This is a genomic window from Halobacillus litoralis (assembly GCF_009856355.1).
Taxonomy (GTDB): Bacteria; Bacillota; Bacilli; order Bacillales; family Halobacillaceae; genus Halobacillus; species Halobacillus litoralis_B.
On sequence record NZ_WMEW01000006.1, the window covers coordinates 28,896 to 43,703 of the forward strand.

Here is a 14,808-nt window from a genome sequence, read left to right on the forward strand (position 1 = left end):
TAACTTACATTTTCCCAGTTAGAGGAATTGATTCAATACATATATTTATGTCACCGGCTGGCCGTAGACGGCAAGATACTGCTGATTTGAAAAAGGGGTGAACTGCTGTCCATTCCAGGAAAGAGGGGTTTGCATGAGACCCAGCCCATCTGCATTATACCGGCCGGTGACCCGTTGGAATGCGAACAACTCATACACCCCATCGCCATTGAAATCGACGGGATATAGTTGATTGAGTCCGGATACGGATCCCTGCAGGGGAGTTAACAATGTTCCATCATCTGTATAAATCTCAGAAAGGTATGCTTTACTCCGGTTACTCAGATCAATAAGAAAAGACAGGGCAGGCGTTTCACTCACCACTTTTACTTTATAGTCATTTTGATAGGTGACGGTATACTTGAATGAAGAATCGAAGCTTTCATAATTAAAAAGTAGAGAAGGCTGGTTATTGAAGAAGCTGTATACATAGTAGTAACCAAATCCGCCGCTTCCACCTGAATCCATGCTGACTAAAATATCGTCTATGCCATTCCCGGTAAAATCACCCAGGAAGAGCCTCGGCTGATAACCTGTGTTTGTCGGGAGGGGGATGCTGTAAAACTGCTGGGTGCGGCCGTCCTGAATAATGAGTGTGATGCCGGTGACGTATGGGCTGTCCGGTGACTGATAACCAGATAAATACACGTAGTCCATAATGGAATCCCCGTTGACGTCCCCTTGAGCAAAAGCGGTGATGACCGCCGTTTCGGAAGGCTGTCTGAAGTATGGATGCATGACGCGTACCTCCTTTTTAACAGCTTATGCCGGCTGAGCAGGGAGAATCAAAAAAAGAGCCCGGAGGGGTCTTTTTTTGGCTGTAGAAAAAGCCTGAGTTACCCAGTTAGAGTTGTCCATTTGTCGTATAAAGGGTCACATTCCGCTTATCGGTGGATGAATACTTCAGGCATCACCACCGAATGCTCTTCGTCCCGACGTTAGAATATATAAGAAAGAGATTGTGTACTAAGCAGGTTCGCAGATTCAAAAAACGGCGGGAGTTGCGCTGTTCCCGATTGCGTGAAAAAGAAAACGGAAAAGAACGGGCGCTGATGACGGCTGCCTGCCGGAATATGAAAAAGAATTCCCAAGGAGCGGAGCCCCTTCCACTCCTGGCGGTAAGAAAGAAAAAAGCTTGTAAAGAAACCGGGGTTTCTCTACAAGCTGAAAAGAGCCCGGAGGGCTCTTTTTTAGAGACGGCTGAATCCTTCCTGTTCCAGGAAAGAGGCAGCTTCCTGGTAGGAGTTGAATGCTCCTTCCAAGGTATCATCGGCATAGACGTTATAGCCGTCTTCTTCTCTTAATAAAATCAATGCCTGATCACGGTCGTTCAGCCATTCTTCCATAACCGGATCTTTTTCAGCCGGGGATAGGGAGAGGGAGTTGATGGCTTCCCGGATCAGATCTCTTAAAGCATCCGCACTGTAATCTTTAATATTGATCATACCGCGCTCATCTGTATCCGCCTCTTCCATTTCACCGGCATAAACAAAGCCGTTGCCGTTTGGATGAAGACGGTAAACGACAATCTTTTTGTCGTAGAGGCTGTCTTCGTAATGGAAGTTCACCCGTCCAAGTGAAATATCCTTTCGGTCTAATTCTGTAAACTCTTCAATAACTGCAACTTTTTCTTCAAATGTGAGCATAACGTCCTCCTGATGTCATTCGTAGGCTTAGTATAGCATAACCGTGGAAGTCATACATCAAGAGTGGACAATCATTTCGCGCCGAAATTCATACGGATATAACGGCCGCGGACGATTTGATAAATGCCGTACAAAATCAGTCCCAATCCTGCGGTACCAAGCAGGATCTGTCCGAATGGCTGCTGGGATATCTCAGAAAGAGCTCCGTCCATTCCTTTGGCCTCATCCGGGTTGGATGTCATGGCCGTCCTGATAAAGAAAAATCCGATTAAGCCGAGAACGATCCCACGGGCGGATAAACCGAAACGGCCGCTCGTTTTAGCTACTTTAAGCCGGTGTTCGTCCATATCTCCAATATTGAAGGATTTCATAAACCCTCCAGAAGCTCCTTTATAGAACTCGTAGGCTGCATAACCGATGATAATAAGGCCGACGATTCCGACGAGCCACTGGCCGAAAGGCTGGGATAACAATTTCGCTGACATGGTTTTCTCTGTGCTTCCACCGCTTGATCCTGCATTCATGGCGATTTTAACCGCGTTATAAGCAATACCGCCATAAATAGCCGCTGCTACGACGTAAGCGATCCGGGTGATGATTCCTTTGGCATCACTGCCTTTATTTCCCGGATCAAGAACAGCTTCGATCAGGCGCCAGATGATGTAGGCGAACAGGCCGACAGCTACGGCCCACAGCAGGATTTCACCAAACGCTACCTGAGCCACCGCACGGAACATGCCTGATGTTCCGGTCGTCTTCCCACCTCCGACACCAATGACCGCCATGAAAGTCAGAAGACCGATCAGCATATATACCGTTCCCTTTGCCATAAAACCGAATCGGGCCAGGCGACGGATCCAGGGTTTTATTTCCTCTTTCGTCTGTTGGGCATCTGAATTGCTTGAAGATGTAAATGTAGAAGCCATGTTCCTGTGTTCACTCCTTCTTAAACTGTTGGTTGCTTAAGAAACTATTTCCCGTTGTGCTGAAAAAAGAAACCGGGTACAGAAAGAAGTCGTGTTAAAATAGATGAAGAAGAAAGGGGGCGGACCATGTATCTGACAATCAAGGAAACCGCTGGGTACCTGGAACTTCCTGAGGATTATATAGAGTATCTCGTTCATCATAATAAAATCAAAACCGTTCATGATGGTGAGCAGCTGCTCATCAATAAGCACCAATTTTCTACACATCTGGAGCAGATGGAAAATTACAGGGAATTGATCCAGGCGTATTTGAACGAACCGATTCCGGAAGATCCGGATGTTAAAGATGAAGATTAAAAAAACAGAGCCGTAAATCAGGCTCTGTTTTCATCTATTTCCGGGCGGCTACAGCTTCAATTTCCACTTTCGCGCCCTTAGGGAGACGGCTGACTTCCACGGCTGCCCGTGCGGGGTAAGGTTCGCTCAAATAGCCGGCATAGGCGTCATTCACGGCAGCGAAATCATCCATGGAAGCGAGATAGATATTCATTTTAGCCACATTGGAGAAATCGAGACCGGCTTCGTTCAGGACAGCTTTCAAGTTTTTCATCACCTGATGGGTCTGCTCAGTTACGTCATCAGATACAAATTCCATTGTTTCTGGAAGGAGAGGAATCTGTCCGGATAGAAAAACGAGATTCCCAAGATCCACAGCCTGGGAGTAGGGTCCGATGGCATCAGGAGCCTGTGTGGTAGAAATGGTTTGGAACATGGTTGTGCCTCCTTTATGTATTTGGCTAAAGTTTACCACGTTTTTATCTATGGACATAGCGTTATCGGCCGTCTTTATGATTGGGACTGCCCCGTTCCTTAATAGGGACAGCCCGCTGTTTTTTGCGGTTTAGCCTTTGGGAAACGGGGAAAATGAATGAAGAAGGAGTTGAGATCATGCCTTATAAAGAAAGACTTGAAAAGCAGATTGAAGAATTAAGAAAACACATGTACGACATATATAACAAAAACCCCGAGGACCCGGAACTGCTTCGTATTTCTCAAGACCTGGATGATTTATTGAACCGGTTTGGAAACGAAGACAGTTATCAATGTTCCAATCAGTAGGATCTCCTGTATGAAAAACGGTTTAATTTGATGCCTCCGGCTGGATGTGGTAGATTATTGGTAATGCCGCCCTGCGATCATTACGACTGCGGGAAACTTAACCATTCCTACAGGGTGGCAGGTTTCTATACATATAACTAGGCCTTCTGCATGCGGCAGAAGGCTTTTTTTGATGCGTTTTTACCTGCAAACGCTTCACTTCAAGAAAAAAAAGAATAAAAAATAAATATTCAGAAAATGGGTTGTTATTCGACAAAGAAGCGGCTAGAATACTTTTTATATTCTTATTTGGAAGGAGGCTCAGCGATGGTCACATTTATCGCATCTATTGCTTTACTTATACTCGGTTATTTTGTTTATGGAAAGGTGGTCGAACGCATTTTTGTCATCAATGACAAAAAGACGACACCGGCCTATGAGCAGAATGACGGATTTGACTACATGCCGATGAGCTGGTGGAAAGCGAGCTTGATCCAGCTGCTCAATATCGCTGGGCTTGGACCGATTTTCGGAGCCGTTATGGGCGCTCTTTACGGGCCCGTTGCATTTATATGGATTGTCATTGGATCAATTTTCGGGGGAGCGGTTCATGATTACTTCTCCGGTATGATGTCTCTGCGGCATAAAGGCGAGCAGTTCCCCGGTCTGGTAGGGAAATACCTTGGAAACCCTGCACGGGTGATCATTAACGTTCTATCCATCGGATTGATGGTGCTGGTCGCAGCAGCTTTCACTGCCGGACCTGCCCAGCTGATGGCGGAAGTGACACCACTTGGATTCTTTACATGTATCCTTCTGATTTTTGCTTACTTTCTGGTAGCTACCGTTCTTCCGATTAACAAAATTATCGGAAAGGTGTATCCGATTTTCGGGGCGGTGCTCATTTTTATGGCCGTCAGTATCGGGATCGGATTGTTCTTCTTTGATAATCCCGTTCCGAATCTGACCGTTGCGAACCTTCACCCTCAGGAACTTCCAATCTGGCCGCTGTTAATGGTTACGGTTTCCTGTGGAGCGATTTCAGGATTTCATAGTACGCAGAGCCCGATTCTTGCGCGAACGTTGAAAAAAGAAAGCGAAGGCAGGAAAGTGTTTTACGGAGCAATGATTGCCGAAGGGATTATCGCCTTGATCTGGGCGGCGGCAGGAATGGCCTTTTTCGGCGGTACAGGGGAGCTTCAAATGGCCCTTGACGCAGGTGGCCCGGCCGGCGTGGTCAACGAAATCAGTACTTCCACTCTTGGAACACTGGGCGGCATTCTTGCTGTACTAGGTGTCATTATCCTTCCGATTACTACAGGGGATACAGCGCTGAGGTCCTCCCGGATGATGCTTGTGGATCTGCTTAAAGGATTTACCAAAAAGGAATGGAACGGGAAATGGGCGACGATCCTTCTGGCTGTACCTGTTGCTGTACCGACCTTCATGCTTACACAGATGGACTACAGCTTCCTGTGGCGTTATGTAGGCTGGTCAAACCAGGTCGTGGCCACCGTCATGCTTTGGACGGGAGCGATGTATTTGATGAAGCAGGCAAAATTCCACTGGATCTGCAGTGTACCGGCGCTGTTTATGACAGCTGTGGTCAGTACCTATATCTTCTATGCACCGGAAGGGTTCGGTCTGTCTTATTCCACATCCATGTTGTTAGGTGCTGTCATCTGGACGGTCGTCTTCACATGGTTCGTGTGGCAGGTCATCAAACATAAAATGCACAAACAGCAGCACGTCGTTACAACGAAAGCAAGCTGATTCCAACACCCTCCGTTTCGGAGGGTGTTTTATTGTCTGGGAACAGGTGTGCTTCGGATTGGACATAAAAAGGGCATTGAATGAGTCATATCCTAGTAACTTTATCGGGATTTTATGATAAAATAAAGAAAACATGGATAAGAGAGGGGTTGCAGCATGAGTAAAATATACGTCCTTCACGAAAACGATGAATGGACCGGCCACTTGACGAAACGATTGGAGGAATTGAACCTTCCTTATGAGTTGTGGCATTTGGATCAAGGGACGCTTGATTTAACCAGTGAGCCGCCGGAAGGCATTTTTTATAACAGGATCAGCGCATCTTCTCATACAAGAAACCACCGTTTTGCACCGGAATATACAGAGGCTGTCCTGGCCTGGCTGGAACGCCACGGACGTACAGTGGTCAACGGGAGCCGGGCGCTTCGTCTGGAAGTGAGTAAAGTAAATCAGTACATGGCCTTGAATCAGGCAGGCATTCAAACGCCTGAAACCATAACGGCTGTGGGCAGGTACAACATTCTGGAAGCAGCCCGCCAGCTTGATCAATCTTCTTTCATCACGAAACACAACCGTGCCGGCAAGGGGCAGGGCGTTCAATTGTTTCATTCGACGGAAGCATTGAGGGAGTATATTGATGGCCCATCCTTTGAGGAACCGGTGGATGGCATAACGTTGATTCAACAGTATATCGAAGCTCCTGAACCTTACATTGTCCGTCATGAATTTGTCGGCGGGAAGTTTGTCTACGGTGTGAAAGTCGATACATCCGAAGGGTTTGAGTTATGTCCGGCAGATGCCTGTACGATTGAAGATCTTTACTGCCCGACAGATCAAAAAGAGGAAGCGCCGAAAGCGAAATTTGAGATTCTGGAGGATTATCGTCCGGCCATTGTTGATCAATACGAGTCGTTTTTGAAAGAGAATAACGTTCAAGTCGCCGGCATCGAAGCGATTCAGGATTCAGAGGGAAACCTCTACACGTATGATGTCAATACAAACACCAATTATAATTCTGACGCTGAGGCTGCTGCCGGCACGTACGGCATGTTGGAACTGGCCCGTTACCTTGGCGGCCTGCTACAGAAATCCTATGTATAAAAAAAGATCGATCACATCCTGTGATCGATCTTTTTTTAATGCCGCTTGCTCAGCCATAAGACTCCTGACTTGGCAAGGCGTGGAAGGACACCGGTCATCGGCTTTTGAAGCATATTGCCGAACCCGTCGTTTTTCCCCAGGGAGCCCAGGGAGCCTTTCAGTTTAACGTCACCCGGGCGTTCCGGCACGCGTTCCTGGAGGACAGCACGGAGTACTTCCGCAACCTTTTCGCCCTGCTGGCCGGCCAGCTGCGCACTTGGAGAGTACTCGGAGGACGCACAGTCTCCGACAACGTAGACGTTTTGATGGGTTGGTACCTGGTAGAAATCGTTGATGATCACTTTTTCCTGATCATCCTTTTCAAATGGAAGCTCACGTACGAGGAAATTCGGACGCACACCGGCGGTCCATACAGTCACATCGTTGATATAACAAAGGCCGTTGTTGCAGACGCCGTCTTTTTCGACGTACTCTACATTGGCATGGTGAATGACCTCGACATCATTGTCGTTAAACCATTTCTCCACGTATTCCTGAATCTTTGAATCGAAGGCTTTCAACACAGACGAGCCCCGGTCAAGCAGACGGATGTTCAAATCCGGACGGCTTTCGCGCACCTCAGAAGCGACCTCGATTCCGCTCAGTCCAGCCCCTACGACGGTAATCTTTCCATAAGCCCCGAGATTATTAATGGCATAACCGGCACTCCGCGCTTTGGAGAACGTTTGGACACTTTCAGTAAATGTCTGTGCCCCTTCAATCCCGTGATAATTATCCTCGCATCCCAGTCCGATCAGAAGATAGTCGTATGGAACAGGCTCCAGACCACCTTTCACCCGGACATGCTCGGCTTCCACATCAATGTTTTCAATTTCATCAAAAACGTAATCGACCTGTTCATGCTCTGGAAAATCCACCCGGGCATGACGATCGGATTCCGTACCTGCAGCAATCGTATAAAACTCCGTCTTTAATGAGTGGTAGGGATTTCGGTCGATGACAGTGATATGTACATCATCCCTGACGCCGTCAAGCAGCCCGTGAAGAGCATTCATGCCGCCGTATCCCCCACCTAAAATGACAACTCTTTTCATCTTTGTTCCACCACCTTCACAATTTCAAGTCCCCTGCGTTCCCTTTTCGTAAACGTTTTCTATGATTTGTTACAATCTTAAGCGTATCAAAAAAAACGTCGGAAAACTATATGAACAGCGCATTTATTCCTGGGTGTGGAAAGATATGGATGACTTTTCTGACGGGCAGAGACATAGTAAAATGAAGCTAATTCAAACAAGAGAGGGTCAGATGATGAAACAGGTATACAGCAGGATGATACAATTTCGAGGCTCGCACTATGATTATGGATATTTCCAGGGGGAACAGCTGAGGAATTCCATGACCATCAAAAATCGGGAAAAACAGTGGAAAGTAAGGGTTCCCCGCTTTACAGTGGAAGAATCTGAAGTGAAAGAAGCCATCACACGTTTTGCCCCCGGCATCTGGGATGAACTCCTTGGGCTGAGGGATGCCCTGGAATGGCCGATGGAAAGGGTCATGATGGAGTTCGGGGGCTATCGTGTGGATTATAAAAGGAGCGGCTGCTCGATCATGACCGGGGATGGTTATTTCATCCGCAATTATGATTACATGCCGAAAACCTATGAAGGACGCTACGCCTTATTTCAGCCGGAAGACCACGGCTACAGCACAATCGGACCCACACAGAGAATCACCGGCAGGATGGACGGCATGAATGAGAAGGGACTTGTCCTCGGCTATAACTTTATGCACAGGAAGCGGCCGGGAGATGGGTTCATCTGCTGTATGATTGGACGGATCATCCTGGAAACCTGTGCGGATGTAGAAGAAGCGGTGGCTGTGTTGAAAGAAATTCCGCATCGTCATTCGTTCAGTTATACGGTATTTGATCCAAGTGGAAGGACCTATATTGTGGAAGCTTCTCCACGTGGAACAGCCGTCAGAGAAGCTGACGTCTGTACCAATCATTTTGAAGTCATGGTAGAGGAAAACCGGAATCATCTGGTTGATTCCAAGCGGCGTATGGAGGCCATCCAGACAGGACGGGAACAGCTCTCCCATGCCTATGACGCTTTCCGACTGATGAATGATACAGATGGGGGTGTGTTTTCGGATCTTTACGACCAATGGGCTGGGACGATACATACAGCCGGCTACCTGCCAAAGGAAGGGAAAGCATGGTTTGCCTTGGGAGGTGATCAGGAGCCGGTGGAATTGGATTTTCACCAATGGCTTTCCGGTATCGATGATCCCCGGACAATGATATACGGAAAAGTGGATACGGAACTGCCTTTTGTACACATGGAAGATGGTGCTTATTGGAATGGAAGAAAACGGAGATAGGAGGTCCATGATGACAGAGCGTGTCGTAGTATCATGGAGCGGTGGGAAGGATTCTGCTCTCGCCCTGTATCAAATGCTGCATAACCCCGACGTCAGTGTGAAAGGGCTGCTTTCCACAGTATCTGCTGCAAGCAGGAGACTTCCGGTCCATGAGGTGAGAACGGAATGGATGAGAAGACAGGCACAAGCGCTCCGGATGCACTTATATGAGGTGGATCTCCCGGATCAAGCCTCGAACATGCAGTATGAACAGGTCCTTCGGAAGCAGGCAGAGAAGCTGAGGGATGCAGACATTTCTGTGATGGTATACGCCGATCTTTTTCTACAGGATATTAAAGATTACCGCCTTCAGCTCATGGATAGAATAGGAATGAAAGGCCTTTTCCCTTTATGGAACCAGCCGACGCAAGAGACAGCCGAGACATTTATTCAGCTGGGCTTTAAAAGTATCGTAACAACGGTGGACACCGGCGTTCTGCCAGAGGAATATGCCGGGCGGGCGTTCAATATGGATTTTCTGAAAGATCTTCCCCAGGGCGTGGATGCGTGCGGGGAGAATGGTGAATTTCATACCTTCGTCTATGATGGTCCCTGTTTCATTCACGCGCTTCCTGTCAAAGCAGGGAGCCGTTTTACCTCTTTTGATGGAAGGTTTGCTCATGTAGAATTGGAGGAGTCCCACGAGTAATTGTGGTAAGATTAATAGTCGAGAAAAGACTCACTGGAGGTAACTATGGAAGATATTTTACAGATGAAAGATAAGAACATTGTCGTTATGGGTGTGGCAAATAAACGAAGCCTGGCCTGGGGTGTGGCAAGGTCCCTCTACAAGGCAGGGGCGAACATCATTTTTACATATAGAAAAGAACGCAGCTATACGAAGCTTCAGAAGCTTCTTGAGGAAGAGGGGATGCAGGCGGAAGCTGTTGTCCAGTGTGATGTGAACAATGATGAAAGCATCCAGGAGGCCTTTGCGAAAATCGGCGAGCAGACAGGGGTCATTCATGGTGTCTGCCATTCGATTGCTTTCGCTCATGCCGAAGATTTAAAGGGTGACTTTATTGAAACGTCCCGCGACGGCTTCGCTTTCGCTCAGGATACGAGCGCGTATTCTCTAGTAGCAGTAGCCAAAGCGAGCCGGCCGTATATGACAGAAGGCGGTTCCATGATCGCAATGAGCTACCTTGGTGCAGAACGTGTGGTGAAAGGGTACAACGTCATGGGTGTGGCGAAAGCTTCGCTTGAAGCCGCTGTCCGTTACCTCGCTGAAGATATGGGGCAGCATCAAGTGCGTGTAAATGCCATTTCTGCCGGAGCTGTCCGTACGCTTGCCGCCAAGGGTGTGCCAAGCTTCAATGAGATTCTCAATAAGATTGAAGAAACTTCTCCGCTGAGAAAAAATGTGACCCAGGAAGAAGTCGGCGATATGACGCTTGCGATGATGAGTCACCTTTCCCGCGGGGTAACTGGTGAAATCGTCTATGTAGATTCCGGGTACAATATTCTAGGATGAAAAGTTTTCACGGTCACGTATTGCTCATCGGCTCGTGCTGTACCACAGGCGTCACCACCGAACGCTCCTCGTGACCTCACTACATGATCATTTGAAAAAGGGAAGCTTTTCGGTTAAACCGAAAAGCTTCCCTTTTTATCCTTCAACATCACAAGGGGAAGAATATGATCTGGTTCGGACGAATGATGGAAAGAGAGTCCTCCGGAGGAGATGGGGGCGTCCGTCCGAGGAAAAGAATGGTCTGATCTCCTGAAAGCATAAAAGACATACAAAGAAACACAGGTTCCCACTGCGAGTTGAGCTCTCTTATTCAGGGAGCCTTTTTTGTATGATTAGGAAACGTTTCACGTGGAAAAATTAGGGTATGGGTAATTTAGTGAGTGAAAATCAGCTTAGGACCTTATCATTAGATCGGAGGCTTTACGTATGCAGAGACAACAATCAATCATCGAAGAGTCACTGAAAGCAGTTATGGAAAATGAAGATTTTCTTCCGGATTTGAAGTACCAGTCCAGGGAGCAGGCGTATAAATCACTGGTGGCCCTGCTGTCCACACCCAATCATGTTCACAAATCATACTTAAGAGTCCCTATGGAGGATGGACAGATCGTCCGTATTCCTGCTTTCCGCATCCAGCACAGTGATACAGTCGGCCCATATAAAGGCGGGGTCCGCTTCCACGAATCGGTTCACGAAGACGAGGTAGCCAATCTTGCAAAACTGATGACCTTGAAAAATGCCCTTCATGAGCTTCCGTTCGGCGGAGGAAAGGGCGGCGTCAGTATTAACCCGAAAGATTACAGCGTGAAGGAACTGAACCTGATCTGTAAAAAATACGTCCAGTATTTTAATGATATCCTTGGGCCTGATAAGGATATTCCAGCTCCTGACGTAGGAACAGGAGAAAGGGAAATGGACTGGATGATGGGTGAGTTCAAGGCCCTCCATCCGGGAGAACCTTACCGGAACAGCTTTACTGGAAAAAGCATTGTGAACGGAGGATCGCTGGGACGCCGGGAAGCCACAGGTAAGGGTGTCTACTTTACGTTCCGTTATATGATGCACGACTTTTTGAACAATAATCGTGACTGGCTCGAGGGGACGGAGAACGTGTTTGCCAAGACCGCTTTGAAACATGCTGACAAAGAATTGAAAATGGCTGTGCAGGGCTTCGGTAACCTCGGTTCTGTCGCTGCGCTTGAATCCGGGAAATGTGATTACTTAAATAACAAAGTCGTCGCCGTAAGTGATGCGAACGTCATGCTTTATAACCGGGAAGGTCTGGATATTGAAGCACTTGTAGAATTCACTCAACAAAACGACGGCGACCTGCCTGCGGAAGAGCAGCAGCTGGAGGAGCATGAAATCCACGCTGAAATCAGAGATCGGGATGAACTGCTCACCATGGATGTGGACGTGCTGTTCCTTGCCGCTCTGGAAGACCAGATCCACGAAGGAAATATGAAGGATATCCAGGCGGAAATCATTGTCGAAGGGGCCAACGGTCCAATTACAGAAGAGGCGGATAAGCATCTGGCGGATCAGGGGGTATTGATTATTCCAGATATCCTCGCTAATGCCGGCGGTGTGATCGTTTCCTTCTATGAGTGGGTGCAGGGCAGAGAAGCCCGCTTCATGAATGAAGATGAAGTGTTTGAACGCCTCTTTGAAAAAATGAAGCATACGATGGATACAATTCTTCCTCAGTTTTTCGGAGATCCATTTCCGCTGCGTCAGAACTGCTACATCCATTCCGTTATGAAATTGTCCAATATCATGTACCGTCAGGGAAGACTTTACTGACGGCAAGACTCAGCCTGAAAAAGGCTGAGTTTTTTTGTGCATTTTTCCGGAGAAGTGGGAAAGTTAAGGAGTGATGAATCTAGAAGGAGGAATAATCGTGTTAGAAGGAAAATCTGCCTTAATTACTGGATCAGGACAGGGTATCGGTTTGGAAATCGCTACGGAATTTGCAAAAGCCGGTGCCAAAGTTATGTTAAACGATATCAATCAGGACACCTTGGACAAATCGGTGGAAGAGCTGCGTTCCCAGGGCTTTACCGTTGAAGGGGTTGTCGCCAACGTGGCGAAAGAGGAAGATGTGAAAAATGCCATTGAAGAGACCGTCAGTAAATTTGGCAGCATTGATATCCTCGTCAATAATGCCGGGATTCAGCACGTGGCTCCAGTGGAAGAGTTCCCATCTGAGAAGTTTGAACTGATTCTTGATATTATGCTCAAGGGACCATTTTTCGGAATCAAACACGCCTTCCCGCACATGAAAAAGCAGGGATATGGTCGTGTCCTGAATATGGCCTCCATCAATGGTTTGATCGGATTCGCCGGAAAAGCAGGCTACAACAGTGCCAAGCACGGCGTTATTGGTCTTACAAAAGTGACGGCTCTTGAAGGAGCGGATGACGGCATTACTGTCAACGCCATCTGTCCCGGCTATGTCGATACACCACTTGTACAGAATCAGCTGGAAGACTTGGCCAACACACGCAACATCGAGAAAGAAAAAGCATTGGAGGAAGTCATCTATCCGCTCGTTCCTCAAAAACGATTGCTGCAGGTACAGGAGGTTGCGGATTACGCAATTTTTCTAGTCAGTGATAAAGCGAAAAGTATTACAGGTCAGGCGGCAGTCATTGACGGTGGTTATACGGTGCAGTAATATCCATAAAAAAACGAAGCTGAGAGTCAGCTTCGTTTTTTTATGTCTTTAGTTGATACCCATCATAGACAGAAGAATAATGGCTATGGTTGCAATCATTGGGATAATCAGACCTACAACAAACACGTCCTTGTAGGAATCCTTATGTGTAAGGCCTGTGACCGTGAACAAGGTAAGCAGTGCCCCGTTATGAGGAAGAATGGAAGCGCCTGAAGCCACAGAGGTAATCCTGTGGAAGGCTTCCAGACTAAGCCCCTGATTCACAGCAATATCATAATACTCCTGACCAAGGGCTTCTAAAGCGATCCCCATACCTCCGGAAGCAGAGCCCGTAATCATAGCTAACAGCTGAACAGCGAAAGCTTCGGAAAAGTACGGGCTGAGCGGAATGCTGAAAATCAGTTCTTTCACTGTGTCAAAGCCGGGGGAGGCGGTGACGACCGTTCCGAACCCGACGGCGGCGCTCGTATTGATCGTCGCCATAACCGATCCGGATGCGCCGCCGTTGATGGCTTTAATAAAGTCTTTGTAATCTTTCCAGTTGAAAATCATGATCAACAGAATCCCGATGAGAAGGGCTGTTAAGATATTCAAATCAAAAAGGTTAAGAGTGGCAACGACAGCAATCAGAGGAATGGTCGATAAGATCCAGTTTGGGAGTTCCTCCTCGTTCACACTTTTTACTTGGTTATCTCCTTCAGGCTCTGTAAACTTCTCATCGTTTTTAGTCAGTCGTCCCTCACGGAATTTCAAATAAAAGTATCCGCCGACGGCCATGATTAACGCAGCGACAATCCCGAGAATCGGGGCTGCCATTGTATCGGTTTCAAATGTGTTGATTGGAATAATGTTCTGAATCTGTGGTGTTCCTGGAAGGGCGGTCATTGTAAAAGTGAAAGCTCCGAGAACGAACGTGGAAGGGATCAGTTTTCTCGAAACATCGGCCTCCCTGAACATCGCTACGGCAAGCGGATAAACGGCAAAAACGACAACGAAAAGACTGACACCGCCATAGGTTAGAATAGCAGCCGATAACAGCATTCCGAGAATCGCACGTTTCTTCCCGATGACACTGGATATTTTGTGCGCCACCGACTGGGCAGCTCCTGTATCTTCCATCAGCTTTCCGAAAATCGCACCGAACAGGAAAATAGGAAAATAATCTTTGGCAAAGTCGACGAATCCCTGCATGTACGTGTCGGTGTAGGCAGGGAGGATGTCCATTCCGCTGAGAACAGCTACGGCACCTGATACAAGCGGGGCAATCCAGATGATGGACCAGCCCAGGTAGGCGAGCAGCATGAGTAAACCAAGTCCTAAAAGGATACTAATCATGATGATTCCCTCACTTTATGTGGTTGATGTCTGTTTTACTATGTCCAATTCAGCGGATTTGATGAGCCACATAAAAAACGGCCGGTACTTGTCCGGCCGTTAAGTTGTAGAAAGTACTTGTCATTTAGTTGATTCGCCTATAGCTCATAGGGGTTATCACGTTCCGCATATCGGTGGATGCTTTCCGCAGGCACGGCCTCAGCTGACTTTGAAAGAAAGCACGCCTGCCCAAGTGGATCTTCGACTCGTGCTGTTCCCGCAGGCTTCATCCCCCAATGCTCCTCGTGATATCAGAAACCAATGAAAAAATAAGCGTTC

The 14,808-nt window shown here is 47.6% G+C and carries 16 protein-coding genes; 9 read left to right on the forward strand and 7 right to left on the reverse strand.

Annotation, left to right across the window (positions count from 1 at the left end):
* Nucleotides 1-45: 45 nt before the first annotated feature.
* From GLV97_RS10085 to GLV97_RS10095, 3 genes are all read right to left on the reverse strand, one after another.
* The gene (locus GLV97_RS10085; RefSeq protein WP_160839001.1) at nt 46-777 is read right to left on the reverse strand and encodes an FG-GAP-like repeat-containing protein; all 732 of its coding nucleotides are present in this window, start codon (nt 775-777) and stop codon (nt 46-48) included.
* A 452-nt stretch (nt 778-1,229) separates the two neighbouring features.
* Nucleotides 1,230-1,685, reverse strand: a complete 456-nt coding sequence (locus GLV97_RS10090) for a hypothetical protein (RefSeq protein ID WP_160838999.1) — start codon at nt 1,683-1,685, stop codon at nt 1,230-1,232.
* Between the two features lie 71 nt (nt 1,686-1,756).
* Nucleotides 1,757-2,611 carry a DUF1206 domain-containing protein gene (locus GLV97_RS10095; RefSeq protein ID WP_160838997.1) on the reverse strand — a complete coding sequence of 285 codons (855 nt, stop codon included), beginning with the start codon at nt 2,609-2,611 and terminating at the stop codon, nt 1,757-1,759.
* Between the two features lie 126 nt (nt 2,612-2,737).
* On the opposite strand from GLV97_RS10095, the gene GLV97_RS10100 reads away from it, so the two are divergent.
* Entirely contained in the window at nt 2,738-2,968 is a 231-nt protein-coding gene (locus tag GLV97_RS10100; protein WP_160838995.1) for an excisionase family DNA-binding protein, read from the forward strand.
* Nucleotides 2,969-3,002: 34 nt separating this feature from the next.
* Here the strand turns inward: GLV97_RS10100 and GLV97_RS10105 are convergent, their stop codons facing one another.
* A complete protein-coding gene (locus GLV97_RS10105) occupies nt 3,003-3,383 on the reverse strand; it encodes a RidA family protein (RefSeq protein WP_160889605.1) in 381 nt (126 codons plus the stop codon).
* Nucleotides 3,384-3,559: 176 nt separating this feature from the next.
* Between GLV97_RS10105 and GLV97_RS10110 the strand changes: the two genes are divergently transcribed.
* The 3 genes from GLV97_RS10110 to GLV97_RS10120 all read left to right on the forward strand — a co-directional run bounded on the left by GLV97_RS10110 (nt 3,560) and on the right by GLV97_RS10120 (nt 6,583).
* The gene (locus tag GLV97_RS10110) at nt 3,560-3,730 is read left to right on the forward strand and encodes an aspartyl-phosphate phosphatase Spo0E family protein (RefSeq protein ID WP_160838991.1); all 171 of its coding nucleotides are present in this window, start codon (nt 3,560-3,562) and stop codon (nt 3,728-3,730) included.
* 306 nt (nt 3,731-4,036) lie between these two features.
* Nucleotides 4,037-5,482 (forward strand): carbon starvation CstA family protein, encoded by a 1,446-nt coding sequence (locus tag GLV97_RS10115; RefSeq protein WP_160889606.1) that lies wholly within the window; start codon nt 4,037-4,039, stop codon nt 5,480-5,482.
* 156 nt (nt 5,483-5,638) lie between these two features.
* Nucleotides 5,639-6,583, forward strand: a complete 945-nt coding sequence (locus GLV97_RS10120; protein WP_160838987.1) for an ATP-grasp domain-containing protein — start codon at nt 5,639-5,641, stop codon at nt 6,581-6,583.
* Nucleotides 6,584-6,618: 35 nt separating this feature from the next.
* Here the strand turns inward: GLV97_RS10120 and GLV97_RS10125 are convergent, their stop codons facing one another.
* Nucleotides 6,619-7,677 carry an NAD(P)/FAD-dependent oxidoreductase gene (locus tag GLV97_RS10125; protein ID WP_160889607.1) on the reverse strand — a complete coding sequence of 353 codons (1,059 nt, stop codon included), beginning with the start codon at nt 7,675-7,677 and terminating at the stop codon, nt 6,619-6,621.
* 214 nt (nt 7,678-7,891) lie between these two features.
* Here GLV97_RS10125 and GLV97_RS10130 point away from each other — a divergent pair, with 214 nt between their 5' ends.
* The 5 genes from GLV97_RS10130 (at nt 7,892) to GLV97_RS10150 (ending at nt 13,155) form a co-directional block, all read left to right on the forward strand.
* Nucleotides 7,892-8,965 (forward strand): C45 family autoproteolytic acyltransferase/hydolase, encoded by a 1,074-nt coding sequence (locus GLV97_RS10130; protein WP_160839180.1) that lies wholly within the window; start codon nt 7,892-7,894, stop codon nt 8,963-8,965.
* Between the two features lie 10 nt (nt 8,966-8,975).
* A complete protein-coding gene (locus GLV97_RS10135; protein ID WP_160838983.1) occupies nt 8,976-9,653 on the forward strand; it encodes an ATP-binding protein in 678 nt (225 codons plus the stop codon).
* Between the two features lie 45 nt (nt 9,654-9,698).
* Complete coding sequence (gene fabI / locus GLV97_RS10140; RefSeq protein WP_160841405.1) at nt 9,699-10,478, forward strand: enoyl-ACP reductase FabI; 780 nt, start codon at nt 9,699-9,701, stop codon at nt 10,476-10,478.
* Between the two features lie 426 nt (nt 10,479-10,904).
* Complete coding sequence (locus GLV97_RS10145; RefSeq protein WP_160889608.1) at nt 10,905-12,281, forward strand: Glu/Leu/Phe/Val family dehydrogenase; 1,377 nt, start codon at nt 10,905-10,907, stop codon at nt 12,279-12,281.
* A gap of 73 nt (nt 12,282-12,354) precedes the next feature.
* On the forward strand, nt 12,355-13,155 hold the full coding sequence (locus tag GLV97_RS10150; protein ID WP_202409784.1) for a 3-hydroxybutyrate dehydrogenase: 801 nt from the start codon (nt 12,355-12,357) through the stop codon (nt 13,153-13,155).
* Nucleotides 13,156-13,203: 48 nt separating this feature from the next.
* Here GLV97_RS10150 and GLV97_RS10155 read toward each other — a convergent pair whose 3' ends face one another.
* Together GLV97_RS10155 and GLV97_RS20140 are read right to left on the reverse strand one after the other, a co-directional pair.
* Nucleotides 13,204-14,490, reverse strand: coding sequence for a GntP family permease (locus GLV97_RS10155; protein ID WP_202410623.1), 1,287 nt, complete (start codon nt 14,488-14,490; stop codon nt 13,204-13,206).
* Nucleotides 14,491-14,627: 137 nt separating this feature from the next.
* Nucleotides 14,628-14,759: a hypothetical protein gene (locus GLV97_RS20140; RefSeq protein WP_272917342.1), complete on the reverse strand. Its 132-nt coding sequence runs from the start codon at nt 14,757-14,759 to the stop codon at nt 14,628-14,630.
* Between the last annotated feature and the right edge of the window lie 49 nt (nt 14,760-14,808).

What these genes read in the sequence shown, in the direction of transcription:
- GLV97_RS10125 (WP_160889607.1), bottom strand. Translation starts at nt 7,677, where the DNA reads ATGAAAAGAGTTGTCATTTTAGGTGGGGGATACGGCGGCATGAATGCT.
- GLV97_RS10155 (WP_202410623.1), bottom strand. Translation starts at nt 14,490, where the DNA reads ATGATTAGTATCCTTTTAGGACTTGGTTTACTCATGCTGCTCGCCTAC.
- GLV97_RS10130 (WP_160839180.1), top strand. Translation starts at nt 7,892, where the DNA reads ATGAAACAGGTATACAGCAGGATGATACAATTTCGAGGCTCGCACTAT.
- GLV97_RS20140 (WP_272917342.1), bottom strand. Translation starts at nt 14,759, where the DNA reads ATGAAGCCTGCGGGAACAGCACGAGTCGAAGATCCACTTGGGCAGGCG.
- GLV97_RS10150 (WP_202409784.1), top strand. Translation starts at nt 12,355, where the DNA reads ATGAATCTAGAAGGAGGAATAATCGTGTTAGAAGGAAAATCTGCCTTA.
- GLV97_RS10145 (WP_160889608.1), top strand. Translation starts at nt 10,905, where the DNA reads ATGCAGAGACAACAATCAATCATCGAAGAGTCACTGAAAGCAGTTATG.
- GLV97_RS10110 (WP_160838991.1), top strand. Translation starts at nt 3,560, where the DNA reads ATGCCTTATAAAGAAAGACTTGAAAAGCAGATTGAAGAATTAAGAAAA.
- fabI (WP_160841405.1), top strand. Translation starts at nt 9,699, where the DNA reads ATGGAAGATATTTTACAGATGAAAGATAAGAACATTGTCGTTATGGGT.
- GLV97_RS10085 (WP_160839001.1), bottom strand. Translation starts at nt 777, where the DNA reads ATGCATCCATACTTCAGACAGCCTTCCGAAACGGCGGTCATCACCGCT.
- GLV97_RS10135 (WP_160838983.1), top strand. Translation starts at nt 8,976, where the DNA reads ATGACAGAGCGTGTCGTAGTATCATGGAGCGGTGGGAAGGATTCTGCT.
- GLV97_RS10090 (WP_160838999.1), bottom strand. Translation starts at nt 1,685, where the DNA reads ATGCTCACATTTGAAGAAAAAGTTGCAGTTATTGAAGAGTTTACAGAA.
- GLV97_RS10115 (WP_160889606.1), top strand. Translation starts at nt 4,037, where the DNA reads ATGGTCACATTTATCGCATCTATTGCTTTACTTATACTCGGTTATTTT.
- GLV97_RS10095 (WP_160838997.1), bottom strand. Translation starts at nt 2,611, where the DNA reads ATGGCTTCTACATTTACATCTTCAAGCAATTCAGATGCCCAACAGACG.
- GLV97_RS10105 (WP_160889605.1), bottom strand. Translation starts at nt 3,383, where the DNA reads ATGTTCCAAACCATTTCTACCACACAGGCTCCTGATGCCATCGGACCC.
- GLV97_RS10100 (WP_160838995.1), top strand. Translation starts at nt 2,738, where the DNA reads ATGTATCTGACAATCAAGGAAACCGCTGGGTACCTGGAACTTCCTGAG.
- GLV97_RS10120 (WP_160838987.1), top strand. Translation starts at nt 5,639, where the DNA reads ATGAGTAAAATATACGTCCTTCACGAAAACGATGAATGGACCGGCCAC.